This window comes from Rhodococcus sp. P4_B6 (assembly GCF_056402215.1).
This window is the reverse complement of the sequence record NZ_JBFUHV010000014.1, coordinates 1-24,072: the sequence shown is the minus strand read 5'-3', so window position 1 is coordinate 24,072 and position 24,072 is coordinate 1. Positions and strand designations below refer to the sequence as shown.

Genomic DNA, 24,072 nt, shown 5'->3' with positions numbered 1-24,072 from the left:
ACCGTGCGGTCGCACAGTGCCGGGAGGGCGACCGCACAAACCGCTACCCGGTCAGGCCCCGCCCTGTGATCCGCCCTCCTCCTCGGAGTTGCCGCTCTCGCCGTCCTGCATCGCCTGTTCGGCCAGGAAACGCTCGAATTCCGCACCGAGTTCGTCGCCACTCGGCAGGTCTTCCTCGCTGGCCAGGAGCGTGGATTGCTGTTCTTGAGCCGTTACGTAGGCATCGTACTGACGTTCCAGGGCGTGGACGACGGTTTGTACCTCGTCGTTACCTGCGATGTGCTCGTCGACCTGTTCGCGGACGCGGGCGGCGGCCTCGCCGAGCGCGGCCAGTGGCAGATCCAGGTCGGTGACGTCACTCACATTCTCGAGGAGGGTTTCCGCCGCCCCCGGGTAGTCCGTCTGAGCCAGGTAGTGGGGAACGTGAACCGAGAATCCCACCGACTCGTGCCCGTGCTGCGCCATCCGCAACTCGATCAGCGAGGACGCGCTGCCCGGCACCTGCAATTCACCCGACCAGCGCTGGTGGTCCTTGATCAGGTCCTTGTTGGTGGAATGTGCGGTCACACCGAGCGGGCGGGTGTGCGGGATGGCCATCGGGATGGCGTTGATGCCCACGGTCCGGCGCACACCGAGCTGCTCGGCCAGCAGGCGCACCGCCGTCGTGAACCGCTCCCAGCGCAGATCGGGCTCCATGCCGGCCAGCAGCAGGAACGGGGTACCCGCCGTGTCCTTCAGCGCATACAGGTTCAGCTCGGGCTGGTCGTAGTCCGAGAAGTGATCGGCCTTGAACGTCATCGTGGGCCGACGGGAGCGGTAGTCCACGAGCTCGTCGACCGCGAAGGAGGCGACGAGTTCGCTCTCGAGACTCTCGCGGAGATGCGTCGTGGCGAGTTTGACGGCGTGGCCTGCGTCGGAGAAGCCCTCGAGTCCATGGATCAGCACGGGTCCCTGCCCGTCCGCGGAGGACAGCTGCGGTGCCGGGAACTCCAGCTCGTACATCTTCGACTGTTCGTCCATTACAGACCTCTTCTCCTTCGTGCCTGGCCTCCAGTGTCCCCTATCGTCTCCGGCATCGATACGTCGGACTTTGCTCTCGGAGGCCCTGCTCTGGGGGAACACGCCACGCGCGACCGATAATTCCCGCCGGACGGCCTCCGGTGTTCGCCCACAGCGAGATCCCGCGCACGGTCTGTGGCAATGTGAGGAACGGCACGATCCGAGACGGACGACCCTGGAGGTGCGCGATGTCGACACGGGTACGAGCGATACGGGTACGAGCGATACGGCGATCGAAGGTCGAGTCGTGAGCGTGCGCATCGACCGAGTGGTCACCTCCGGCACCTTCAGCCTCGACGGTGGCACCTGGGACGTCGACAACAACGTGTGGATCGTCGGTGACGACGCCGAAGTCGTGGTGATCGACGCAGCTCATACCGCCGCCCCGATCGTCGCGGCCGTCGGCGGCAGGCGCGTCCGGGCGATCGTCTGCACCCACGGTCACAACGACCACGTCACCGTGGCCCCCGAACTGTCCGCGGCACTGGACGCCCCGCTCTTCCTCCATGCGGCCGACGACGTGTTGTGGCAGCAGACGCACCCCGCCGTCGCCTACACGCCGATCGAGGACGGGCAGGAGATCGCGGTGGCCGGGACCGACCTCCGCGTGCTCCACACGCCCGGGCATTCTCCCGGTTCCTGCTGCCTGTATCTGCCGGAGGTGGGGGAGTTGTTCAGCGGCGACACCCTGTTCTCGGGCGGTCCGGGAGCCACCGGGCGCTCCTACTCGGACTTCCCGACGATCATCGGATCCATTCGCGATCGCCTGTTCGCGCTGCCGGCGTCGACGACGGTCCGCACCGGGCACGGCGACGGCACCACCATCGGCACCGAGGCCCCGCATCTGGAGGAATGGATCGCCCGCGGCAGCTGAGCCGCAGCCTCCCCGCTGTCGGTGTGCCGGCGTGGCAGAGTGGCGGAGAGGGTACATCCGACACGGGAGGACGACGGTGACATCTCGGCGCACAGCGGTACGGACGGCCGTCGCCCCGGTGGTCGCGCTGGCCGCGGCAGCGATTCTCGCCGGGTGTGCCTCGACCGTCTCCGGTGAACCGCAGCCGAGCACCACCATCGTGGCGGGTTCGCCGTCCGGAAAGGGACTGTCGAAGCTGCTGGTCGATCCGGCCGACTTCCCCGCCCGTTACGAGGCGATCGTCCTGCCCGCTCAGGCCGTGTCGATGGCGGCGCCCGACCTGACGGGGGTTCCGCAGGGCGCGGTGGTCGACCCCGCGGACTGTGCGCCGCCTGCACAGGACTACGGACCGACCGGCACGGTCATGGCGGTCGGTACCGACAATGCGAGCCGCTCGACGATCTCGGTCGAGCTCGCCAGGACCGATACACCCCTCGACGACCTGGCGGAACAGACGAAGAGGTGCGGTGAGGTCACCGTGACGGACAACGGGGCCGAGTCCACCGTCACCACCGAGATCACTCCGGCCCCTCCCGTCCGGGCGGACGACACCCTCGCGCTGCGGCGGACCGTCAAATCCGGCACCGGGAGCGAACAGGTCACCCAGTCGATGGTGACGCTGATCGCGCAGGTGGGCGACGTGCGGGTGTCCGCGACCTTCATGTCGTTCGGCGATGCGAAGGCCGACACCGTCGCGCTCGACGAAGTGTTCACCGCCGCCGTGCAGAAGGTGCAGAACAGCTGAGCGGGCCCTAGCACAGGGCTCCGACGACTTCTCGGACGAACGGCGCGTCCGCCCGGCGCGGCGGCCGGGTTGTCCACAACCCGTCGCCCATCCACAGCCCTCTGTGTTTGCCCAGCTCGCCCGCCGGCCCCCGCGGGGTCGACCCGACAGAGTCTGGGGCATGACGACACCCGCATTGCCCCACGGTTCCGGCTTCTCCGACGATCCCGGCGGGGAACCGCCCCCGCAGCAGCACACGGTCACGCTGTCCGCTCCGGACGACCTCCTCGCCTCGATTCCCGCACTGCTCGGATTCCGGCCGGCCCGGTCGATCGTGGCGGTGTGCCTGACCGGGAAGCGCAACTCGTCGGTCGGCGCCGTCATGAGACATGACCTGGTCCTCGGAGGTGCCGGAGGGCCGAGCCCGACGATGTGCGCGGCGCTGGGCCAGTTCGCCACCGTCTGTGAGCGCGACCGCGCCGGCGGGGTGATCCTGGTTCTCGTCGACGACCGTGTCACCGGCCCGTCCGCGCTCTGCCTCGACGAATTGTCCGCGATCGTCGACGAATTCGAGGAGCTCCTCGAATTCACGCCGACCGACCTTCTCGACGTCTTCCTCACGGCGGAGATCGCTTCGGGCGGTGCATGGTTCAGCTTCTTCGGCGGCAATTACGGTGTCCAGTCCGATCCGGCGTCGTCCCGCGTCGCGCTCGCGCGGGTCCTCGAGGGCAAGCCCATCCGCGCCTCGCGCGAGGAGATGGAGGCCACGATCGAGGTGGGGCCGGTGCTCGAACGGATGCAGATTGCCGCCCTCATCGAACGTGGCCGCCCGTCGTCGCTTCTGCGAAGGCAACTGGCCGAGCGGTCGCCCATGCCGGATCGCTGCCACCGACTCGAGCTCGAACTGGTGCTGACACACGTGGCGCGGGTGTCGTCCGGTGAGAGGCTCCTCGCGCCGGAGTACGCGGAACTCGCGCTCGCACTGGACAACGTCACCGTCCGGGACAGCGTGCTCGCACTCGCCGTGGGCCCGTACGCCGACGATGCCGAGCAACTGTGGATTCTCCTGGCCCGCAACCTTCCCGACCCGGAACGCGCGAACCCGGCGGCGCTGCTCGGCTACAGCGCCTACCTGCGGGGGGACGGGCCGTTCGCCGGCATCGCATTGGCCGCCGCGCTGGACTCGGAGCCGGGGCACAGGCTGGCCACCCTGCTGGACGGTGCACTGCACAGCGGAATGCGGCCGGCCGAGGTGCGGGGACTGGCCGACGTCGGTTACGAACGCGCGAGCGCGGTCGGTGTCGTGCTGCCCCCGCCGCTCGCCGGCTGAGCCCGCGTCAACGACGTGCCGCGTGCGACCGGTCGCCCAGCTCCTGCAGGTAGGTCCAGGCGTCGGCGACGATCTCGTCGAGGTCCGTGTGCTCCGGCCGCCACCCGAGTTCCGCGATCGCACGATCACTCGACGCGACGAGCACGGCGGGATCGCCTGCCCGGCGCGGCGCGTCCTCGACCGCGATGGGGAGCCCGGTGACCCGCGCGCACGCCGAGATGACTTCGCGCACACTGAAACCCGCGCCGCTACCGAGATTGTAGATGCGGTGCCTGCCCTCGATCGACGACTCCAAGGCCAGCACGTGCGCCTCGGCGAGGTCGAGCACATGGATGTAGTCGCGGATCGCCGTTCCGTCCGGGGTGGGCCAGTCGGTTCCGAAGATCGAGATCTTCTCCCGCTGGCCGAGCGCCACCTGGAGCACGAGAGGAATCAAATGCGTTTCGACGACCCGGTTCTCGCCGGCCGACTTGTACGCTCCCGCGACGTTGAAATACCGCAGGCTGGTCGCCGCGAGCGAATGCGCCACCGAGTACGAGGTGATGGCATGGTCGATCGCGAGCTTCGTCGCCCCGTACGGGTTGGTGGGACGCGTCGGATCGGCCTCCGTGATCGGCGAGTGCTCCGGTTCGCCGTACGTCGCGGCCGTCGACGAGAACACGAGTTTCTGCGTCCCCGAGTGCCGCATGGCCTCGAGGAGTTCGAGCGTGGTGACGACGTTGCCGCGCCAGTACTTTTCCGGGTACTGGACCGACTCGCCGACGAGCGACTGCGCGGCGAAGTGCAGCACCCCGTCGAACCGGGGAGTGCCGCTCGTGCCCAGCACCTCCGCCGCCACGTCCGCGACGTCGCCCTCGATGAACTCGGCACCGAGCGGCACCGCGTCGGCATTACCCGTCGACAGGTCGTCGATGACGACGACCTCGTGTCCTCGTTCGAGCAGGACCGTGCTGCAGACGCTGCCGACATAGCCGGCGCCGCCGGTGACCAGAAGTTTCATCGACTATCCCTGAACCTGCTTCACCTGGACGGCGTGCGCCATCTCCTCGGACAGATCGAACCCGCTGTGGCCGGGCACCGTGATCGTGACCGACCCGGGCTTGGTCTCGACGGTGACGCGCGCGTCCGGAACGACGCCCGCCTCACGCAACTGTCCGATGACGTCCGGATCCGACTGGACGTGCTCGGCGAGACGGCGGACGACGACCGCGGTCGGCTTGCCGGGCGGCACGTCCGTGAGGCGGATGAGCGTCTCCGGGGGGTCGACCGGGCGGTCCAGCCCAAGCAGAGCCAGTCCCGGAATCGGGTTGCCGTACGGCGAGGTGGTGGGGTTGTTGAGCACCTCCACCAGGCGCCGCTCCACTTCCTCGCTCATGACGTGCTCCCACCGGCACGCCTCCGCGTGAACCTCTTCCCACCGGAGACCGATGACGTCCACGAGGAGTCGTTCGGCCAGGCGGTGCTTCCGCATCACGGACACCGCAAGCTCGCGGCCCTTCTCCGTCAGTTCCAGGTGGCGGTCACCGGCGACCAGGAGAAGGCCGTCACGTTCCATCCGGGCGACGGTCTGGCTGACCGTCGGACCGCTCTGCTCGAGTCGTTCGGCAATACGTGCTCGAAGTGGGACGACGCCCTCTTCTTCCAAGTCATAGATCGTCCGGAGGTACATCTCCGTGGTGTCGACCAGATCCTTCACACTCACACCCCTTCGTCTCGGTTGATTCTACCGGTGATTGCCCGGCACCGGCGCCGTCCGTCCCCGCCGCGCGTCGGTGCCGGTCCGGCGGGGTCTGCTGACACCCTCCACGGGGGACCAGTAGCGTGAGTCCATGACCGCGTCGTTCAGTTCCGGGGAGGATTCGGCTGCACTGGTATCGAACCGTGCAGTCGTGTGGAGTCCGGACTATCTCAGTTATCGGTGGAGTGCGGACCATCCGATGAATCCCACGCGGCTCGAGCTGACCATGTCGCTCGCGCGCAGCCTCGGGACTCTGGAGGGAGTCGAACTGTTGCGGCCCGCCGCCGCCTCGGACGCAGATCTGTTGAGGATCCACACTCCCGCGTACATCGAAGCGGTCAAACAGGCCGGTCACTCCGCGACGTCCGGTGTGCTCGGCGCGGAGGCACCGCACGGGCTCGGCACGGAGGACAATCCCGTTTTCCCCCAGATGCACGAGGCGAGCGCGATCCTCGCCGGCGGATCCCTCGCCGCGGCGCAGGAGATCGCCGCGGGCCGCACCCGCCGCGCCGTCAGCATCGGCGGCGGCATGCATCACGCCATGCCCGACTGGGCCTCCGGCTTCTGTGTGTACAACGATGTCGCCATAGCCGTTTCCTGGCTGCTGGACAACGGTTTCGACCGGATCGCCTACATCGACGTCGACGCACACCACGGTGACGGCGTCCAGCACGCGTTCGCGAACGACCCGCGGGTCCTGACGATCTCGCTGCACCAGCACCCGGCAACCCTCTGGCCCAACACGGGGTGGTCGAGCGAAGTCGGCGAGGGATCGGGGGAGGGCACGGCGATCAACCTGCCCGTGCTGCCCGGCACCGTCGACGCGTTGTGGCTGCGTGGTTTCCACGCCGTCGTGCCGGGTGCCCTCGCCGCGTTCCGGCCGCAGATCGTGATCAGTCAGTGCGGTGTCGACAGCCACCGGGAGGACCCGCTGGCCGACCTCGCGCTGACCGTAGACGGCCAGCGGGCCGCGTTCCTCGCGATGCGCGACCTCGCCGACCGCTACGCCGAGGGGCGCTGGCTCGCCGTCGGCGGCGGCGGTTACGGCCTCGTCCGGGTCGTTCCGCGTGCGTGGACCCACCTGATCGCCGCGGCGCTCGACCGGGAGATCGACACGGCCCGTGCCGTGCCCGAGGCCTGGCAGGAGCGGGCTCACGCCCTCGCGCCCAGCGTCGACCTGCCGGACACCATGGGCGACGGCGGGGAGGTCGACTACCTGCCGTGGGACGGTCCCGGTGGCACACCGGAAACCGGGATTCCGTCGGTCGACCGCGCACTGACGCGGATCGACTCCGCCGTCATCGCCACCCGCCGCGCCTGCTTCCCGCTACTCGGACTCGACCCGGAGGATCCCCGTGACTGAGCAGGCGGACGACAGCGAAACGACCGGCGCCACGGAGTCGTCGGGCGGCGCGGAGACGGGCAGCACTGAGTCGTCGGGTAGTGCCGGGGCGACGGGGAAACCCGACCCCGCGCACAACTACCCGCGGCACTGGGTCGCCGACGTGCTCGCGGCGGACGGCGGGGCGGTCGCGCTGCGGCCGATCGTGCCCGAGGACGCCGACAAACTCGTTGCGTTCCACTCCAAGCTGTCCGAACGCACCCGCTATCTACGGTATTTCGGTCCCTACCCGACCATGTCGCAACGGGACGTCGTTCATTTCACCACGGTCGACCACCACGACCGGGTCGCGTTCGTGGTGCTGCTGGGGGACGAGATCATCGCCGTCGGCCGGTACGAGCGGCTCACCGGCGAGGGGGACGGCAAATCCGCGGAGGTGGCATTCGTCGTCGCCGACGCGCACCAGGGCCGCGGACTCGGGCCGATCCTGCTCGAGCACCTGGCCGCGGCGGCCGCGGAGAGCGGTCTGACGATGTTCGTCGCCGAGGTCCTCGCGGAGAACCGGAACATGGTGACCGTCTTCCGTGAGGCGGGATATCAGGTGAGTCGCAGCTTCGAGGGCGGCGTGCTCAGGCTCGAGTTCGCGATCGACCCCACGGAAGCGATGGTGTCCGTGCGCAATTCCCGCGAGCGGGCCGCCGAGGCGCGGAGTATGCGCAACGTGCTCAGTCCGCGTTCGGTCGCGGTGATCGGCGCGTCCACCGACCGGGCGAAGGTCGGCAACGCCGTCCTGACCAACCTGCTGCGGGCCGGATTCACCGGCCCGGTGTATCCGGTCAACGCCGAGCACCGTTCGGTCCACGGGGTGCGGGCGTACCCGACGGTCCGGGACATCCCCGACGAGGTGGACCTCGCGGTCGTCGCCGTCCCCGCCGAATCGATCAACGCCGTTCTCGACGACTGCCTGGACAAGGGGGTCAAGGCCCTCGTCGTCGTGTCCTCGGGATTCAGTGAAACCGGAATGGACGGACGGCAGTCCGAGCGCCGCCTCGTCCACGCCGCCCGCGCACACGGGATGCGGCTGATCGGTCCGAACGCGCTCGGCGTGGCCAACAACGACCGAGAGGTGTCGTTGAACGCCACCCTCGCGCCGGTGCTGCCGAGCCCCGGCAACGTCGGATTCTTCTGCCAATCCGGCGCCCTCGGCATCGCCATCCTCGACGAGGCCGCGCGGAGCCGAATCGGGTTGTCCGCGTTCGTCTCTGCAGGCAACCGCGCCGACGTCTCCGGCAACGACCTGCTGCAGTACTGGGATTCGGACCCGGCCACCGAGGTCGTGCTGCTGTATCTGGAGAGCTTCGGCAATCCCCGCAAGTTCTCGCGCATCGCGCGGAGGGTGGCGAGAAACAAGCCGATCGTCGCGGTCAAGAGTGGGCGGCACGCCGTCCCGCCCGCGCTGGCGGCCAGCGGCGGCGAGATGGACGATTCGATCGTGCGTGCACTCTTCGAGCAGGCCGGGGTGGTGCAGGTCGGGTCGATCTCGCAGCTGTTCGACTGTGCGCTGCTGTTCGGGTACCAGCCGCTGCCCGCAGGCCCCCGGCTCGCCGTGGTCGGGAACTCCACCGCGCTCGGTGTCCTGGCGGCCGACGCGGCCCGCAGCGAGGGTCTGCAGGTCGGCGACCCCGTCGACCTCGGCCCGCAGGCCGGTCCCGAGGAATTCGCGACGGCGGTGCGGACGGCGCTCGCGTCCTTCGACGTCGATTCGGTGATCGCCGTGTTCGTTCCCCCGGTCGCCGTGCCCGCCGAACCGTATGCCCAGGCGCTGCGGGAAGCGGTGCGGGACGCCGACAAACCCGTCCTCACGACGTTCCTCGCGGCGGAGGGTGTGCCCGACGTCCTGGCGGTCCGGGGTGAGGACGGGCATCCGACGCGCGGTTCGGTGCCGTCCTATCCGGGTCCGGAACGCGCGGCGCTGGCGCTGGCGCGGGCCTGGCGGTACTCGGCCTGGAAGAGTAAGCCGTCCTCGAAAGTCTTGCGCCCCAACGGAATCGATCCGGAGCGGGCGAAAGCGCTGGTCGACGGCTGGCTCGGGGCGTCGTCCGGACGCTGGCTGTCGGACTTCGAGGCGTCGCAACTCCTCGCGTGCTACGGCGTGGACGTCGTGGAATTCCGGTCCGCCACCACCGAGGAGGAGGCCGTGCAGGCCGCCGAGGAACTGGGATACCCGGTGGCGGTGAAGGCGACGGGGGAACAGTGGCGGCACCGGCCCGACCTCGGCGGCGTCCGCCTCGACCTCGTCGGACCGGACTCGGTCCGCTGGGCCTACCGCGACCTCGCCGCCGCATCCGGTGAACCCCTGCTCCACGTGCAGCGGATGGCCACCAAGGGAATCGGCTGCGTCGTCGGCGTGCAGGACGACCCGTCGTTCGGCTCGCTCATCTCGTTCGGGCTCGCCGGCGTGATCTCCGACCTGCTCGGTGACCGCGCCTACCGGGTGCTGCCCCTCACCGAGGACGCCGCGGCGGAGCTGATCGACGCACCGAAGGCCGCGCCGCTGCTGTCCGGCTACCGCAGCGCGGTGCCGGTGAACAAATCGGCCCTCGTCGACCTCGTACAGCGGATCTCCGCTCTCGCCGACGACCTGCCGGAGGTGCGGGAACTGGCCTGCGAACCGGTGCTCGCGTCCGCCGAGGGCGCGCTGGTCACCGATTCGCGCGTGCGGATCGGCCCTGAGCCCAGCGTCGCCGACCTCGGACCCCGCCGGCTGCGCTGACCCGACACACGGTCCCGCAGACAGAAGCTCCCCGCACGGCACAGCGCCGGTGCCGGTCGCGTACGACCGGCACCGGCGCTGAATCGGTGGTGGACTGGGGGTCAGCTGGCGTAGGAGCGCAGCCGCTCGGCGCGGTCGCCCTGGCGCAGCTTGCCCATCACCTCGCGCTCGATCTGACGGACACGCTCGCGGGAGAGCCCGAAGAGCTTGCCGATCTGGTCGAGGGTGCGCGGCTGACCGTCGTCGAGTCCGTAACGCAGGCGGATGACCTGCTGCTCACGTTCGTCAAGGGTGGCGAGCACGGTGCGCACGTCGCTGTGCAGGAGGCCGGCGATCACGGCGTTCTCCGCGGACGTGGCCTCGGAATCCTCGATGAAGTCGCCCAGCGGGGCTTCCTCGTCGTTGCCGACCGGCATGTCGAGGCTCACCGGGTCGCGGCTGTGGTCGAGGAGATCCGCGATCTTGTGCGCCGGGATTCCCGATTCCTCGGCCAGTTCGTCGTCGGTCGCCTCACGCCCGAGTTGCTGATGCAGTTCACGCTTGATGCGGGCCAGTTTGTTGACCTGCTCCACGAGGTGCACTGGGAGCCGGATCGTGCGGCTCTGGTCGGCCATGCCGCGGGTGATCGCCTGACGAATCCACCAGGTGGCGTACGTCGAGAACTTGAACCCCTTCGCGTAGTCGAACTTCTCCATCGCGCGGATCAGGCCGAGGTTGCCCTCCTGGATGAGGTCCAGCAGGGGCATGCCGCGACCGGTGTACCGCTTCGCGAGCGACACGACGAGCCGCAGGTTGGCCTCGAGGAGGTGCGCGCGGGCAGACTGTCCTTCCCGGACGACCGTCGCGAGGTCGCGCTTCTTGGCGGGGGAGAGGCGCTTCCCGGTCTCCATGATGTGCGCTGCGTACAGCCCAGCCTCGATTCGCTTGGACAGTTCCACCTCGTCTGCGGCCGTCAGCAGCGCTGTGCGGCCGATGCCGTTCAGGTAGACGCGGACCAGGTCGGCAGCGGGGCTCTGGGCGTCCAGATCGGCAGCGCTGGGGCGAATGCGAGTAGTGGTGCTGGGGCTTGTCATGACTTGCCTCCTCATCGGTGGTGTCTCATATGGATCAACGCACCGACGGCCCGGGAAAGTTCCCGGCCGGTAATTTACGAAGAGGCTGTGACCTGCGGGTTCCTCGATTCGGTCCTGAGAAGTTGCTGAGAACACGTATAAGGGGGACGGATCGGGAACCCGGCGGCTACGCGGGGAGCACCAGTCCGTGCCGGACGAGGGCGTGCACGAGCGGCACCGCCGACTGCGCGAGTTCTTCCGCGTCGACCCCGTGCGCGGCGGCGAGGAGTTCGATCAGTTCGCCCAGTACGAGGCCGTCGCCGCGCATGCCCGCGACGAGCGAGGCGACGAGATCGTCGACCTCGTGCTGCCACGCCGGGCCGTTTCCCCGGTGCAACCGGGCGACCACCTGCGTCCATCCCTCGTCGCCGGGCAGGAACACCCGCTCCAGGGCGGTGCTCTCCTCGACGCGGAACCGGGCGGTGAGCACGTCGTGGTCGCGCAGCCACGCCACCCGATCGAAGTACGCGAGCGCCTCCGCGCCGAGCGGATCGGTGAAGCCGTGGGTGAGGTCTTCCGCCATCAGATCGGTGGGTGCGTCGGTCCGGCGCAGGTAGACGAACCCGAAACCGACCCCCTCCACGTCCGCGCTCGCGAGGTGGTCCAGCCAGTCCCCGGCGATCGTGGCAGTGGCCGGGTCGCGGGTGTCGAGGCCGCCGTCCCGCATCCAGGTGCCGACGTACAGGGCCGGGTCCGCGACGTCCCGCTGCACCACCCACGCGTCGATCCCGTGGGCCGGCAGCCAGGACGCCACCCGGGCACGCCAGTCCTCGCCCTCGACGTGGATCCACGACGCCAGCAGCGCCGCCGTGCCGCCGGGCGCGAGGTAGTCGGCCACGCGGGAGATCATCAGTTCACTCGCGCCGTCGAGGTCGAGGCCGGAGTCGCGGTAGGTGTGGCCCACCGTGGCGCGGCTCACGACGAACGGCGGATTGGCCACGACCTGATCGAACGTGCGGCCCTCGACCGGCTCGAACCACGACCCGGCGAGCAGTTCCACCTCCTGCTCGTTGAGCGCCGCCGTGACGGCCGCCAGGTCCACCGCCCGGACGTTCAGATCCGTCGCCGTGATCGCGTCGGCGTAGGACGCGCCGTGCAGGGCCTGGATGCCGCACCCGGTCCCGATGTCGAGCAACGTCCCGACCGGTGCGGTCGGGGTGGCCTGCAGCAGCGACAGCGACGCGTGCCCGACGCCGATGACGTGGTCGACGGGCGTCTCGCGGGGGCGGAGGGAGCCGTCGAGGTCGGAGAGCACCCAGCGGTTGCCGCCGCCGATGTCCAGCGGCCGCAGGTCGAGGGCGGCCCGGACGACGTCGCCCTCGGATTCGAGCAGGCCTGCGGCGAGGGCGTCGTCGACCGCGAGGGGGGCCAGCGCTTCGGCCACCTCGCCGGCGGGACAGTCGTCGGTGAGCAGGAACAGGCGGATCAGGGTGCCGAGTTCGCCGCAGGACGCGCTGGCCCGGCGCACCGGGACCGGTTCGTTGCGGCTCAACGCCGCGTGGACCTCGGGGCCGAGCGCATCGAGCAGGGTGTCCGTGTCGTACCGATTGCGGAGGAGGGCCGCACGCAGAGATGGGCAGATCGACAGCAGTTCGTCACGGTTCACCCGTGCATTGTTGCAGGACGCCCGACGGCGTCAGCCCTCGATCGTGTGGTGCGGCGGCGCGGGAAGGGCCGTGGACGGCGAGTCGCGGTGGTCGTACCGGCTGGGCTCGTCCTTGGTGCGCGGCGGCCGGTCGTTCGCGATGAGGACCGCGATCCACGGCAGCGGGATCGACACGCCGATGATCGCCATCGAGATCCACGGGTTCTCCCAGATGCCGTACGCCACCGCCGCGAAGATCAGCGCCGGGAACCGGAACGACATGATGAGCAGGTACTTGCGGACACGGGCACGGTGTTGATCCTCGATGGATCGCGCTGCCTCGGTGATGAGAACCGGATTACTCGGTGAGCCGGCGTCGTGGGACCCACCGAACCCTGCACTTCGTGCCATGTCTCCACTGTTCCACTGTCGGGCGGCAAATGCACACGGGGGGTGGGATCACTGGCCGGTTGCGGCATTATTGAGGGGTGAGCACTCAAACCAAGGAACGGCCCGACGTCACCACCGACGAGTCGACCGATGACGACACTCCCAAGTTCTTCCATTACGTGAAGAAGAACAAGATCGCGGAGAGCGCCGTCATGGGCACTCACGTCGTCGCGTTGTGCGGCGAGGTGTTTCCGGTGACGAAATCCGCGAAGCCGGGATCGCCGGTCTGCCCCGACTGCAAGAAGATCTACGAAGGATTGCGCAAGGGCGACTGAGGCTTCGCCGGCGCTCGCCGCACACCCGGTGGCTCGGGAGATTCTCGTACCGGGCCGTCGGGCTTTTCGTCGTTCCCGGACCCTTGCCCGGCCGGATCGGGACGGTTGCGGTCGCCGACGACCTTGATCGGCCCGGTGGCGATGCGGCGTGTGAGGCTGGTCACCGGACCCGCCGACGGTGAACTCTCGGCCTGCGCGGCGATCCAGTCCCGCATCTGGTCGATGCGGGTCGCCCTGGCAGGCCAGAACTCCTGCACGGTGGCGTTGAACTCGGCGCCGAGCACCACCGCGAAACCCAGGAAGAACGTGAACAGAAGGAACGCGATCGGCGTGGCCAGCGCCCCGTACGTGTACCCGGTTCCCGCCACCCACGAGAGGTAGCGGCGCAGGCAGGTGCTCGCGCCGAGGAAGAACACTCCCGCGACGAGCGCGCCGCCGAGCAGCCGGTGCCAGGGCAGCGACCGGGGGAGCGCCACCTTGTACAGCGTCGTCAGGCCGACGATGAGCAGCAGTCCCACGCCGGGGTAGTAGAACGTGTCGACGATCTCCGTCCCGATCGTGCGCCACGCCTCCGGGAGCACCCTCCCGACGAGTGTGGGCCCCAGCGCGACCAGCGGCAGGGTGAACACGGCGAGAATCAGGAACATCACGTAGAGCAGCAGCGCGAACAGGCGCTGCCACACGGGGTGCCGCGCCTCCTGCTGGCCGTGGGCCTCGACGATCGAGTCCACGAACGTGGAGATGGCCGACGAGCCCGCCCAGAGGGACAGCAGGAAACTCAGGGACACGATCTCGGGACGTCCCCGTTGGAGGACGTCCCCGACCGTCGGGCGGATGATCTGTTCGACGACGCTGTCGCTGAACACGGTCCCGCTGAAGTTGATGATCTTCGACTGGATGATGTCGACCGTGTCGGGTCCGAACCACCCGCCGACGTAGCCGAGCATGCCGAGGAGTCCGAGCAGGAGCGGGGGCAGCGACAGTGTCTGCCAGAAGGCCGCCGTGGCCGCCTTCCCGAAGATCGAATCGTCCCACGCCTTGCTCGCTGTGCGACCGATCACGCTCAGTGCGCGACGTAGCGGATGCCACCCGGACCGGGGTGGATCACCGCCACTCTGCGGTGTTGTCGAGGGTGTTTCGGTCATGATGTTTCCAGCATCCCTGACGACACGCCCGGTTGCCCACCGCTGCTGTCCTCGTGTCGCGACAAATCTGTCAGTATCGGAACTCGCGAATGCGGTTCGCGTCGGATCCGGGCGCTAGGCTCCTTGACGGACAGCGCCTTCGGGTCTGGACCGGATGTGTCGATCGATACCGAGGAGTGCGAGCAAACAGTGCCATGCCAGCGGAGGGCAGCCCGTGAGTGCTGAGACAGTGGGCTCCCAGTCGGCGCCGACAGTGGAAACCGAGGCCGCGCAGATCGTGGGTACCGAGGCCTACCTCGCACAGACCGAACCAGCCAGGCCCGCGGGATCGCTGCGCGCCTGGCAGCGTCGTGCGCTGACCAAGTACCTGTCCACCGGACCGCAGGATTTCCTCGCGGTCGCGACGCCGGGCGCCGGTAAGACCACCTTCGCGCTGCGCGTCGCGTCGGAGTTGCTGCGCGACCGGACCGTCGACCAGGTGACGGTGGTCGCGCCGACGGAGCACCTCAAGCACCAGTGGGCGGAGTCCGCGGCGCGCAACGGCATCGCGCTGGACTCGTACTTCTCGAACTCGACCGGGCAGACGTCCAGCGACTATCAGGGTGTCGTGGTGACGTACGCGCAGGTCGCCTCCCACCCGTTCAAGCACCGGGTCCGCACCGAGAGCCGGCGCACGCTGGTCATCCTCGACGAGATCCACCACGGTGGCGACGCGAAGAGCTGGGGTGACGCCATCCGGGAGGCATTCGGTGACGCCACCCGCCGTCTGGCCCTGACCGGTACGCCGTTCCGCAGCGACGACAGCGCGATCCCGTTCGTGACGTACGAACCCGACMRCGAGGGTCTGATGCGCTCGAAGGCGGATCACTCCTACGGGTACTCGGACGCGCTCGCGGACGGCGTCGTCCGGCCCGTCGTGTTCCTCGCGTACTCCGGCGAGGCACGCTGGCGGAACAATGCGGGCGAGGAGTTCTCCGCGCGGCTCGGGGAGCCGCTCAGCGCGGAACAGACGGCCCGGGCGTGGCGCACCGCCCTGGACCCGTCGGGTGACTGGATTCCCGCGGTCCTGCACGCCGCCGACACCCGCCTCGGACAGTTGCGCACCGGCGGCATGCCCGACGCGGGCGGCCTGGTGATCGCCACCGACCAGACCGTCGCCCGTGCCTACGCGCAGACCCTGAAGGCGGTCACCGGCGAAGACCCGGTCGTGGTCCTCTCCGACGACCCGACGGCGTCCAAGCGGATCGCCGAGTTCGGCGCGAGCACCCAGAAGTGGATGGTCGCCGTCCGCATGGTGTCGGAAGGCGTCGACGTCCCCCGCCTGGCCGTCGGCGTGTACGCCACCAGCGCGTCGACCCCGCTCTATTTCGCGCAGGCGATCGGTCGTTTCGTGCGGTCCCGCCGCAAGGGTGAGACCGCGAGCGTGTTCCTCCCGTCGGTGCCGGTGCTCCTCGACCTGGCCAGCCAGCTGGAGGCGCAGCGCGACCACGTGCTCGGCAAGCCGCACCGGGAGAAGGACGGCTTCGACGACGACCTGCTCGCCGACGCGAACAAGCAGAAGGACGAACTCGGCGAGGAGGAGAAGGCGTTCACCTCACTCGGTGCCGATGCCGAGCTCGATCAGGTGATCTACGACGGCTCGTCCTTCGGGACGGCCACGTTCTCGGGATCCGACGAGGAGGCCGACTACCTGGGTCTGCCCGGTCTGCTCGACGCCGATCAGATGCGGGCCCTGCTGCGTCAGCGTCAGTCGGAGCAGCTGGACAAGCAGGAGCCCGCCGCGCCCGCGCCCGCGCACACGCCGGTTCCACAGGTCGCGGACCGGGTGGCTGCCGCCGGGCAGCTCGCGCAACTGCGCCGCGAATTGAACAGTCTCGTCGCGATGCACCACCACCGGACGGGCAAGCCGCACGGCACGATCCACGGCGAACTCCGCCGGGTCTGCGGGGGACCGCCCACGGCCATCGCCACCGTCGAGCAGCTCACCGAGCGGATCTCCACCCTGCGGCAGTGGTGACCCCCGTCACCGCGTGACGCGAACGCACAAGAGACCGGCGAGTGCACTGCACTCGCCGGTCTCTTGTTGCTGAAAGAGGTGAGCCTGGGACGGGTCACCCGGGCTGACGTATCAGATTGCAGCTTCGGCTTCGGACACGATCGTGGCGTTCATCTCGCGAAGACGGTCTGCGTGCTCGTTGGCGTGGTGACCGCAGAAGAGCAACTCTCCTCCGGTCGGAAGGACCGCGCGAACGCGGGCTCCCGCACCGCACCGGTCGCACCGGTCGGCTGCGGTCAACGGGGGGCTGGTCAGTGTTCCGGGCATGACTCCTCCGTACTGGCTTTCGACTGATGCCGAGTGCCTGGGGCCTTGGTCCGCCGCGTCGGGGGTGGCGCGGTGGATCTACTCTGTCAGACGTTTGGGGTTTACGCGTTGTTCCCGACGGCGTTTCTCAGTGTTGCATCACACACGAAACCGGCCCGAAACGTGCCGACAGCGACGTGACGAGCGCCGATGCGAACAGACCGATCGGTCCGAGTTCGCTGACAGCTGATTCGATTTCGGCCGTGACGCTAGTCTCACCGTGTGAAATCCGAAGACCAACTCGTTCACATCTGCAGCCGCGACGAATGGCGCGCCGCGGAACGCGAAGGCGCTCGCGTGCCCGCCGCGTACGCCGCGGACGGATTCGTGCACCTCTCCACACCCGCTCAGGTGCATCTGCCCGCCAACCGGTTGTTCGCCGGGCGCACGGACCTCGTCCTCCTGAGACTCGACCCCGACGCGCTCGGTGCGCCGGTGAAGTGGGAGCCGGGCGTGCCGGCCGATCCGGCGTCGATGCTGTTCCCGCACCTGTACGGGCCGCTGCCCGTCACGGCGGTCACCGCCGTCGAGGAGTACCTCCCCGAGGCCGACGGCACGTTCCCGGCCCGGCGCTGACGCGAGCCTTCCGCTGTTGGTCACCCCCATCGGACTACCGTGGAGGCATGAACGTTGAAGTGACGCCACTACCCGGTATCGGGGTGCGTAAGGACTTCGAACTCGCCGCCGGTCGCCGCATCGGTGTCATCACCCATCGCGACGGCCGCACGGACCTGATCGTGTCGAAGGCCGACGACCCCGACGCCTGCGCCGCGTCCGTGCCGCTCACCACCGAGGAGGCGGCCGTGCTCAGCAATCTGCTGGGAGCGCCGCAACTGGTGGCGCAGCTGGAGGAGGAACACCGGGACCTGCCCGGCATCCGCACCAAGCAGCTGTACATCAAGGAAGATTCCCGATTCGACGGCCGCCCGCTCGGCGACACCGCGATGCGCACGCGCACCGGGGTCTCGATCGTCGCGGTCATGAGGGCGGGCCAGGTGTACCCGTCACCGAAGCCCGACTTCCTGCTCACCTCCGGCGACCTGCTGGTCGCCGTCGGAACCACAGACGGACTGGACGCGTCAGCCAAGCTCCTGGCCAACGGCTGACAGACCCGTGAACACCACCACGCTCGCGCTCATCGAACTGGGCGCGGTGTTCTTCGCGCTCGGCCTGCTGGGCCGTCTGGCAGCTCAATTCGGGATGTCGCCCATCCCGTTCTATCTCCTCGGAGGCCTCTGCTTCGGCAGCGGCGGATTCGTCAACCTCGGCGACATCAGCGAGTTCAGCCACCTCGCGAGCGAGATCGGGGTGGTCCTCCTCCTGCTTCTGCTGGGGCTCGAGTACACCGCATCGGAACTCGTCACCGGGCTGCGACGGTCGTGGATGGCCGGTGTCGTGGACGCCGTCCTGAACGCCGCGCCCGGAGCGGTCGTCGCCCTGATGCTGGGGTGGGGGACCACCGGTGCCGTCGTGATGGCCGGTGTCACCTACATCTCGTCCTCGGGCATCATCGCGAAGGTGCTGAGCGACCTGGGACGGCTCGGTAACCGGGAAACGCCGGTCGTGCTGTCGATCCTGGTGTTCGAGGACCTCGCGATGGCCGTGTACCTGCCCATTCTGACGGCCCTGCTCGCCGGCGTCAGTTTCGCCGGTGGACTCGAGGCGGTGGGCATCTCCCTCGTCGTGATCTCCGTCGTCCTCGTGATCGCGCTGCGGTACGGCCGCTACGTGTCCGCGCTGCTGGACAGCCCGGACAGCGAGACCCTGCTGCTGAAGCTGCTCGGTGCCGCGCTTCTGGTGGCGGGGATCAGCTCGGCGATGCAGGTCTCGGCCGCGGTCGGGGCCTTCCTCCTGGGGATCGCGATCTCCGGCACCACCGCCCACAACGCGAGCCGCGTCCTCGAGCCGCTCCGCGATCTGTTCGCGGCGATGTTCTTCGTCGTGTTCGGGCTCAACACCGATCCCCGGGCGATTCCGCCGGTCCTCGGCTGGGCCGTGCTGCTCGCCGTCGTCACCGCGCTGACGAAGATGGTCACCGGTGCGTGGGCGGCGAAACAGCAAGGGGTCGGGCGGCTGGGCCGGGCCCGCGCCGGGGTCGCGTTGATCGCGCGCGGCGAGTTCTCGATCGTCATCGCCGGGCTGGCGTTGTCGGCAGGCGCAGTGGAGAGCGAACTCGTGGCACTCGCCACCGCGTACGTGCTCCTGATGGCCGTCATCGGCCCGGTGGCGGCACGGGTGGTCGAACCGGTGGCGGGCGCCTGGATCCGGGTTCGCACCACCGCGTGACGGGTGCCCGCCGGATGCCCCGGCGCACGAACGACGATGCCCCCGGACTCGCTCGGAGTCCGGGGGCATCGCAGTCTGTGCGTCAGTCCAGGTAGTCGCGCAGCACCTGCGACCGCGACGGGTGGCGCAGCTTCGACATGGTCTTGGACTCGATCTGGCGGATGCGCTCACGCGTGACGCCGTAGACCTGTCCGATCTCGTCGAGGGTGCGGGGCTGCCCGTCGGTCAGGCCGAAGCGCAGGCGCACGACGCCCGCTTCACGCTCGGAGAGCGTCTCGAGCACCGACTGGAGCTGGTCCTGCAGCAGGGTGAAGGACACGGCGTCGACGGCCACGACGGCCTCGGAGTCCTCGATGAAGTCGCCGAGCTGACTGTCGCCTTCGTCGCCGATGGTCTGGTCGAGGGAGATGGGTTCACGCGCGTACTGCTGGATCTCCAGCACCTTCTCGGGCGTGATGTCCATTTCCTTGGCGAGCTCTTCGGGCGTGGGCTCACGGCCCAGGTCCTGCAGGAGTTCACGCTGGATGCGGCCGAGCTTGTTGATGACCTCGACCATGTGCACCGGGATGCGGATGGTGCGGGCCTGGTCGGCCATCGCGCGGGTGATGGCCTGGCGGATCCACCACGTGGCGTAGGTCGAGAACTTGTAGCCCTTGGTGTAGTCGAACTTCTCGACGGCACGAATGAGGCCCAGGTTGCCTTCCTGGATCAGGTCCAGGAACGCCATGCCGCGGCCGGTGTAGCGCTTGGCCAGCGACACGACGAGCCGGAGGTTGGCCTCCAGGAGGTGGTTCTTGGCGCGGTTTCCGTCGCGGCAGATCCAGCTCATGTCCCGGCGCTGGGCGGCGGGGAGCTTCTCGCCGGAGTCGGACAGCTCCTGCATGATCTGGGTCGCGTACAGCCCCGCCTCGATCCGCTTGGCGAGCTCGACCTCCTCTTCGGCGTTGAGGAGGGCGACCTTGCCGATCTGCTTGAGGTAGGCGCGGACGGAGTCTGCGGATGCGGTCAGCTCGGCGTCCTTGCGGGCCTGGCGGAGCGCTTCGGACTCCTCCTCGTCCCACACGAAGTCGCCGGACGCCTTGTCCTTCTCGGACGGCTCCTCGGTCTCTTCGTCCTCGCCGACTGCGACGACCTCCACGACATCGGACTCGACCTCGGCGAGGTCGCCCTCGGTGATGTCGATGTCTTCCATGTCGGCGGCATCCTCGTCGAGGTCCTCGCCGTCCGCACCCTTACCGGCCGTGGCCTTCTTGCCGCCCGCCTTCTTCGCCGCCGCCTTCTTGGCGGGGGCCTTCTTCGCTGCTGCCTTCTTGGCGGGGGCCTTCTTCGCCGCTGCCTTCTTCGCGGGAGCTGCCTCGGCTGCCGGAGCGGTGCCGGTGGCTGCCGCTGCGACTGGTGCTTCCGGTCCTGACTCTGAAGTCGAATCAGCAGTCTGACGTGTATCGGTGGCTGCCACGTACGCCCTTTCGTGACGGTGTCGTGCGGCGTCACGCCAGAGTGGTCATCCGGCGGAGAGGTCTACTGGTTTCGCCGGCGCGCAGCCGGGCTCTTCCATTGTAACGACCCATCCGAAATAGTTACGGAGCGATGCCCGTTTCGACCGCGAGCGCTGCACCGACGATTCCCGCCGTGTTGAGCAGCGCAGCAGGTACGACGGGTGTCCTGTTGGTCAGATGGGGGATCCACTTCTCGTGTTTGCGGCTGATTCCGCCGCCGGCGATGAACAAATCCGGCCACAGGAGGTTCTCGAACCGGGTGAGCACCCGGCTGACCTCGGCGGCCCACTCCTTGTACGACAGATCCTTCTTCTCTTTCACCGAGGACGCCGCCCGGTGCTCGGCCTCCTTGCCGTCGACCTCCATGTGCCCGAACTCGGTGTTGGGAAGCAGTACGCCGTTGTGGAGGATCGCCGAGCCGATGCCCGTGCCGAAGGTGAGGAGGATGACGACCCCCTTCGCGTCCTTGCCCGCGCCGAGCGCGTCCTCGGCCATCCCCGCCGCGTCCGCGTCGTTGAGGACGGTGACGCGCCTGCCGCCGAGTGCGTCCGAGAACAGCGCGCGCGCGTCGGTCCCGATCCACCCCTTGTCGATGTTCGCGGCGGATCGTGCGACGCCGCCGGTGACGACGCTCGGCAGAGTGATACCGACCGGTCCGTCCCATTCGGCCTGGCGGATGATCTCCGYGACGGTCTTCGCGACCGCCTCCGGGGTGGACGGATGGGGGGTGAGGAGCTTGATGCGGTCGCCGATCAGTTCTCCGGTCTCGAGATCCACGACGCCACCCTTGACGCCGCTGCCTCCGACGTCGACACCGAACCCCGTTTTGGCCATGGCGTGTGCTCCTCCGTGTCGACGACGACGTGTTCTCCGGGCGCGCTTCTGCTGCCCGTCACACTAGTGCGTCGAGGCGGGTTCGGTGGGTGATGACACCGGACGACGCTGTGGCGCCGGAAGGGGAGCGCGGACCGTCAGCGGTGGTGTGAGGCAGCGAAAGTGTGTTCCGATGGGTGTGTGCATGCACCCCAGAGTTCAGACACCGCGCCCGGCCACGTCGGCACCGATCCCAGACGACTGCTCGAGGTCGCCGTCACGGTGGCCGAGGAGGCCGCCGCACACGTCCGGGCACGGCGGCCCGAGGTGTTCGGAATCGTCGGGACGCGAGCGGAATCCGGCGACTCGGTGGCGTCGAAGAGCACTCCCACCGACCCGGTCACCGTCGTCGACACCGAGAGCGAGCAGGTCATCCGCGACCGCCTCGCGGAGCTTCGTTCCGAGGACGCGATCCTCGGCGAAGAAGGTGGGGGAGAGGGCGATTCCGTCGCGGGCGTGCGCTGGATCGTCGACCCGATCGACGGCACCGTCAACTTTCTGTACGGGGTGCCCGCGTACGCCGTCTCGGTGGCCGCCCAGATCGACGGAGTGTCCGTCGCCGGGGTCGTGGTCGACGTGGCGGCCCGGTCGACGTACGCGGCGGCGCGCGGCGGAGGGGCGACCCTCACCGACGCCGACGGACGGGTCAGCGCACTGCGGTGCAACCCCGTCACCGACGTGTCGATGGCGTTGCTCGCCACCGGATTCGGATACGGCGCGGCCCGGCGCAAGGTTCAGGGCGCCCTCATTGCCGACATCCTGCCGAGGGTGCGGGACATCCGCCGGATCGGCTCGGCGGCCCTCGACCTGTGCATGGTCGCGGCCGGCCGTGTCGACGCCCATTTCGAACACGGGCTGAGCCCGTGGGACTGGGCGGCGGGCTCGTTGATCGCGACCGAGGCGGGCGCCCGCGTGCGGATCCCGTCGCCGCACACGTCGAGTGCGGACGGTGAGGTGGTGGTGGCCGCGGCCCCCGGCATCGCGGACGCGCTGGACGCCCTGTTCGCCGAGATCGGGGCGGACAGGGCGATCCCGGAGGAGTGACCGGCGGTCAGCAGCGGGCGGTACGCGCCGCCTTCAGGAGATCGATGTCGAGAGGTGCGGGCTGGGTCCCGAACGGCGGATCCTTCAGGGACCGCAGAACCTCCTCGGCGTCGGCGTTCGGCGAGATCTTGCGGAAATAGGTTCCGAGGGCGAGATCGACCGTGTCGTCGGTGCGGGTGTCCTGGATGAGTTCCGCGCACGGGGCCACCAGCCAGAGCGCGCTCGCGGCGGCGGCGCCGTTCGGGCCGAACCGCAGCTGCCCCTGGCACTGCATGTTCTGGTCGACGTAGATCGGGTCGTTGCCCGCCTGGACATCGGGTGCGCTCGCGAACCCGTAGTCGCTCAGCTGCGCGGCCACCTGCGCCGCCTGGCCGTGCTCGCCGTTGGCGTTGAACACGCGCACCTTCGTGGCGGACAGCGCGGCGGGCTCCACGTCCCGCAACGTCGAACCGTCGACCCTCTCGCCCAGCGCCTGCGGCGGCGGGGCTGCGGGATCGACCGGCTGCGCGGCCGGTTGCGGAAGATTGCAGTCGACCGTCGCGGCCAGGTCCTCGTCGTCGCCGAGGACGCCGATCCACACGACGGCTCCGAGCAGGGCGAGGATCGCGAACACCACGAGGATCGGCATCGCCCGTCGCCGCCGGAACGGACGACCCTTGTCGTCGAGCGGGCTGCCTTCGGTGATCAGTGAAACCACAGTGTGCCTCGACCTCTCCTACGAACTGCGCTTCGAACGTTTCGCCCGTCCAGCGCACCGATACAGGGCCCGGCCACACGTCGTGGCGCAGGTTCGGCACCTACCTTAGATCCCTGCGGCGTCATAACCCCGAACCCGTCCCCGTTGTGGAATGTCACAGCTTGCTGTGGTGTTGGTGACGATTAGCAGACAATTTGCGCGATCGGTCGATTCGGTTACGTCTTTTGTACTTCCTTCGGCTACTGTCTGGCGGCCCCAGTCGTTCAAAGCATGCAGAACGAGGGTCGGCAGAAGATGACAAAAGAGGCGTAGATCATGTTTCCGGAGCCTGGTATCCGGGCACGTATCCATCCGCTGCAGCGTTGTGCAGCCGCAGGGTGTGGTCTGCGCCGAGGCGGTTTTCGTGTGGACGGTCGACCGGCACTCGGTTCGACGCGTCGCACGGGCCGGGATACACGGAAGAAGATGAGGGGAAGGCGACATGGCAACTGACTACGACGCACCGCGGCGAACAGAGTCCGACGAGGTTTCGGAGGATTCGCTGGAGGAACTGAAGGCGCGACGCAACGAGGCTCAGTCGGCTGTTGTCGACGTCGACGAGTCCGACACCGCGGAGTCGTTCGAACTGCCCGGCGCGGATCTGTCCGGTGAGGAACTGTCGGTGCGGGTCGTGCCGAAGCAGGCCGACGAGTTCACGTGTTCGAGCTGTTTCCTGGTGCACCACCGCAGCCGGCTCGCCAGTGACGCGGGTGGAGTGCTGGTGTGCAGGGACTGCGCGGCCTGACCGGCGGCGAGTTCGAGAGGCGGACGGTGGGGGCCCACCGTCCGATCAGTCTCCGTCCGTCTGCGGGCGGGCACGGTCGAGCGC

Annotated in this window: 23 protein-coding genes; 12 read left to right on the top strand and 11 right to left on the bottom strand. The window is 68.9% G+C overall.

Annotated features, from left to right (window positions below):
• Window positions 1-51 precede the first annotated feature (51 nt).
• Complete coding sequence (locus AC1DWT_RS09385) at window positions 52-1,020, bottom strand: proteasome assembly chaperone family protein (RefSeq protein WP_095860679.1); 969 nt, start codon at window positions 1,018-1,020, stop codon at window positions 52-54.
• 286 nt (window positions 1,021-1,306) lie between these two features.
• Between AC1DWT_RS09385 and AC1DWT_RS09380 the strand changes: the two genes are divergently transcribed.
• The 3 genes from AC1DWT_RS09380 (at window position 1,307) to AC1DWT_RS09370 (ending at window position 4,026) form a co-directional block, all read left to right on the top strand.
• Complete coding sequence (locus AC1DWT_RS09380; protein ID WP_095860678.1) at window positions 1,307-1,933, top strand: MBL fold metallo-hydrolase; 627 nt, start codon at window positions 1,307-1,309, stop codon at window positions 1,931-1,933.
• Between the two features lie 118 nt (window positions 1,934-2,051).
• Window positions 2,052-2,717 (top strand): DUF5642 family protein, encoded by a 666-nt coding sequence (locus AC1DWT_RS09375; RefSeq protein ID WP_206016257.1) that lies wholly within the window; start codon window positions 2,052-2,054, stop codon window positions 2,715-2,717.
• 160 nt (window positions 2,718-2,877) lie between these two features.
• On the top strand, window positions 2,878-4,026 hold the full coding sequence (locus tag AC1DWT_RS09370; protein WP_206015375.1) for a DUF4192 domain-containing protein: 1,149 nt from the start codon (window positions 2,878-2,880) through the stop codon (window positions 4,024-4,026).
• A gap of 7 nt (window positions 4,027-4,033) precedes the next feature.
• Here the strand turns inward: AC1DWT_RS09370 and galE are convergent, their stop codons facing one another.
• Window positions 4,034-5,026: a UDP-glucose 4-epimerase GalE gene (gene galE, locus AC1DWT_RS09365; RefSeq protein ID WP_072942361.1), complete on the bottom strand. Its 993-nt coding sequence runs from the start codon at window positions 5,024-5,026 to the stop codon at window positions 4,034-4,036.
• 3 nt (window positions 5,027-5,029) lie between these two features.
• Window positions 5,030-5,722: an iron-dependent transcriptional repressor DtxR gene (locus AC1DWT_RS09360; RefSeq protein ID WP_015890477.1), complete on the bottom strand. Its 693-nt coding sequence runs from the start codon at window positions 5,720-5,722 to the stop codon at window positions 5,030-5,032.
• Window positions 5,723-5,855: 133 nt separating this feature from the next.
• Between AC1DWT_RS09360 and AC1DWT_RS09355 the strand changes: the two genes are divergently transcribed.
• Both AC1DWT_RS09355 and AC1DWT_RS09350 read left to right on the top strand, forming a co-directional pair.
• Window positions 5,856-7,127: an acetoin utilization protein AcuC gene (locus tag AC1DWT_RS09355; protein ID WP_072942360.1), complete on the top strand. Its 1,272-nt coding sequence runs from the start codon at window positions 5,856-5,858 to the stop codon at window positions 7,125-7,127.
• Window positions 7,120-9,879, top strand: coding sequence for a bifunctional acetate--CoA ligase family protein/GNAT family N-acetyltransferase (locus tag AC1DWT_RS09350; protein WP_206015376.1), 2,760 nt, complete (start codon window positions 7,120-7,122; stop codon window positions 9,877-9,879). The genes AC1DWT_RS09355 and AC1DWT_RS09350 overlap by 8 nt, the downstream gene beginning before the upstream one ends.
• Window positions 9,880-9,980: 101 nt before the next feature.
• Here AC1DWT_RS09350 and AC1DWT_RS09345 read toward each other — a convergent pair whose 3' ends face one another.
• The 3 genes from AC1DWT_RS09345 to AC1DWT_RS09335 all read right to left on the bottom strand — a co-directional run bounded on the left by AC1DWT_RS09345 (window position 9,981) and on the right by AC1DWT_RS09335 (window position 12,987).
• Window positions 9,981-10,952 (bottom strand): sigma-70 family RNA polymerase sigma factor, encoded by a 972-nt coding sequence (locus AC1DWT_RS09345; RefSeq protein ID WP_206015377.1) that lies wholly within the window; start codon window positions 10,950-10,952, stop codon window positions 9,981-9,983.
• A 166-nt stretch (window positions 10,953-11,118) separates the two neighbouring features.
• Window positions 11,119-12,597 carry a DUF7782 domain-containing protein gene (locus tag AC1DWT_RS09340; RefSeq protein ID WP_206015378.1) on the bottom strand — a complete coding sequence of 493 codons (1,479 nt, stop codon included), beginning with the start codon at window positions 12,595-12,597 and terminating at the stop codon, window positions 11,119-11,121.
• Between the two features lie 30 nt (window positions 12,598-12,627).
• The gene (locus AC1DWT_RS09335; RefSeq protein ID WP_072942357.1) at window positions 12,628-12,987 is read right to left on the bottom strand and encodes a DUF3099 domain-containing protein; all 360 of its coding nucleotides are present in this window, start codon (window positions 12,985-12,987) and stop codon (window positions 12,628-12,630) included.
• Between the two features lie 77 nt (window positions 12,988-13,064).
• Between AC1DWT_RS09335 and AC1DWT_RS09330 the strand changes: the two genes are divergently transcribed.
• Window positions 13,065-13,301, top strand: a complete 237-nt coding sequence (locus AC1DWT_RS09330) for a DUF3039 domain-containing protein (RefSeq protein WP_005240826.1) — start codon at window positions 13,065-13,067, stop codon at window positions 13,299-13,301.
• Here AC1DWT_RS09330 and AC1DWT_RS09325 read toward each other — a convergent pair.
• On the bottom strand, window positions 13,274-14,446 hold the full coding sequence (locus AC1DWT_RS09325) for a YihY/virulence factor BrkB family protein (RefSeq protein WP_206015379.1): 1,173 nt from the start codon (window positions 14,444-14,446) through the stop codon (window positions 13,274-13,276). The genes AC1DWT_RS09330 and AC1DWT_RS09325 overlap by 28 nt on opposite strands.
• A gap of 253 nt (window positions 14,447-14,699) precedes the next feature.
• On the opposite strand from AC1DWT_RS09325, the gene AC1DWT_RS09320 reads away from it, so the two are divergent.
• Window positions 14,700-16,463 carry a DEAD/DEAH box helicase gene (locus tag AC1DWT_RS09320; protein ID WP_477920372.1) on the top strand — a complete coding sequence of 588 codons (1,764 nt, stop codon included), beginning with the start codon at window positions 14,700-14,702 and terminating at the stop codon, window positions 16,461-16,463.
• Between the two features lie 111 nt (window positions 16,464-16,574).
• Here AC1DWT_RS09320 and AC1DWT_RS09315 read toward each other — a convergent pair whose 3' ends face one another.
• Complete coding sequence (locus AC1DWT_RS09315; RefSeq protein ID WP_005240831.1) at window positions 16,575-16,769, bottom strand: DUF7455 domain-containing protein; 195 nt, start codon at window positions 16,767-16,769, stop codon at window positions 16,575-16,577.
• Window positions 16,770-17,030: 261 nt separating this feature from the next.
• Here AC1DWT_RS09315 and AC1DWT_RS09310 point away from each other — a divergent pair, with 261 nt between their 5' ends.
• The 3 genes from AC1DWT_RS09310 to AC1DWT_RS09300 are packed head-to-tail and all read left to right on the top strand — an operon-like array spanning window position 17,031 to window position 19,094.
• A complete protein-coding gene (locus AC1DWT_RS09310; RefSeq protein ID WP_095860673.1) occupies window positions 17,031-17,384 on the top strand; it encodes a DUF952 domain-containing protein in 354 nt (117 codons plus the stop codon).
• Between the two features lie 47 nt (window positions 17,385-17,431).
• Window positions 17,432-17,914 (top strand): cation:proton antiporter regulatory subunit, encoded by a 483-nt coding sequence (locus AC1DWT_RS09305; protein ID WP_005240833.1) that lies wholly within the window; start codon window positions 17,432-17,434, stop codon window positions 17,912-17,914.
• A gap of 7 nt (window positions 17,915-17,921) precedes the next feature.
• Window positions 17,922-19,094: a cation:proton antiporter gene (locus AC1DWT_RS09300; protein ID WP_072942350.1), complete on the top strand. Its 1,173-nt coding sequence runs from the start codon at window positions 17,922-17,924 to the stop codon at window positions 19,092-19,094.
• An 82-nt stretch (window positions 19,095-19,176) separates the two neighbouring features.
• Here the strand turns inward: AC1DWT_RS09300 and AC1DWT_RS09295 are convergent, their stop codons facing one another.
• Window positions 19,177-20,550 (bottom strand): RNA polymerase sigma factor, encoded by a 1,374-nt coding sequence (locus AC1DWT_RS09295; RefSeq protein ID WP_072942348.1) that lies wholly within the window; start codon window positions 20,548-20,550, stop codon window positions 19,177-19,179.
• Window positions 20,551-20,671: 121 nt separating this feature from the next.
• On the bottom strand, window positions 20,672-21,424 hold the full coding sequence (gene ppgK, locus AC1DWT_RS09290; protein WP_477920318.1) for a polyphosphate--glucose phosphotransferase: 753 nt from the start codon (window positions 21,422-21,424) through the stop codon (window positions 20,672-20,674).
• Window positions 21,425-21,604: 180 nt separating this feature from the next.
• On the opposite strand from ppgK, the gene AC1DWT_RS09285 reads away from it, so the two are divergent.
• Window positions 21,605-22,507, top strand: a complete 903-nt coding sequence (locus AC1DWT_RS09285) for an inositol monophosphatase family protein (RefSeq protein ID WP_206015380.1) — start codon at window positions 21,605-21,607, stop codon at window positions 22,505-22,507.
• 7 nt (window positions 22,508-22,514) lie between these two features.
• Here AC1DWT_RS09285 and cei read toward each other — a convergent pair whose 3' ends face one another.
• Window positions 22,515-23,204, bottom strand: coding sequence for an envelope integrity protein Cei (gene cei, locus AC1DWT_RS09280; RefSeq protein ID WP_206015381.1), 690 nt, complete (start codon window positions 23,202-23,204; stop codon window positions 22,515-22,517).
• A 481-nt stretch (window positions 23,205-23,685) separates the two neighbouring features.
• Between cei and AC1DWT_RS09275 the strand changes: the two genes are divergently transcribed.
• Window positions 23,686-23,988 (top strand): DUF4193 domain-containing protein, encoded by a 303-nt coding sequence (locus tag AC1DWT_RS09275; RefSeq protein WP_005240850.1) that lies wholly within the window; start codon window positions 23,686-23,688, stop codon window positions 23,986-23,988.
• The last annotated feature ends 84 nt before the right edge of the window (window positions 23,989-24,072 follow it).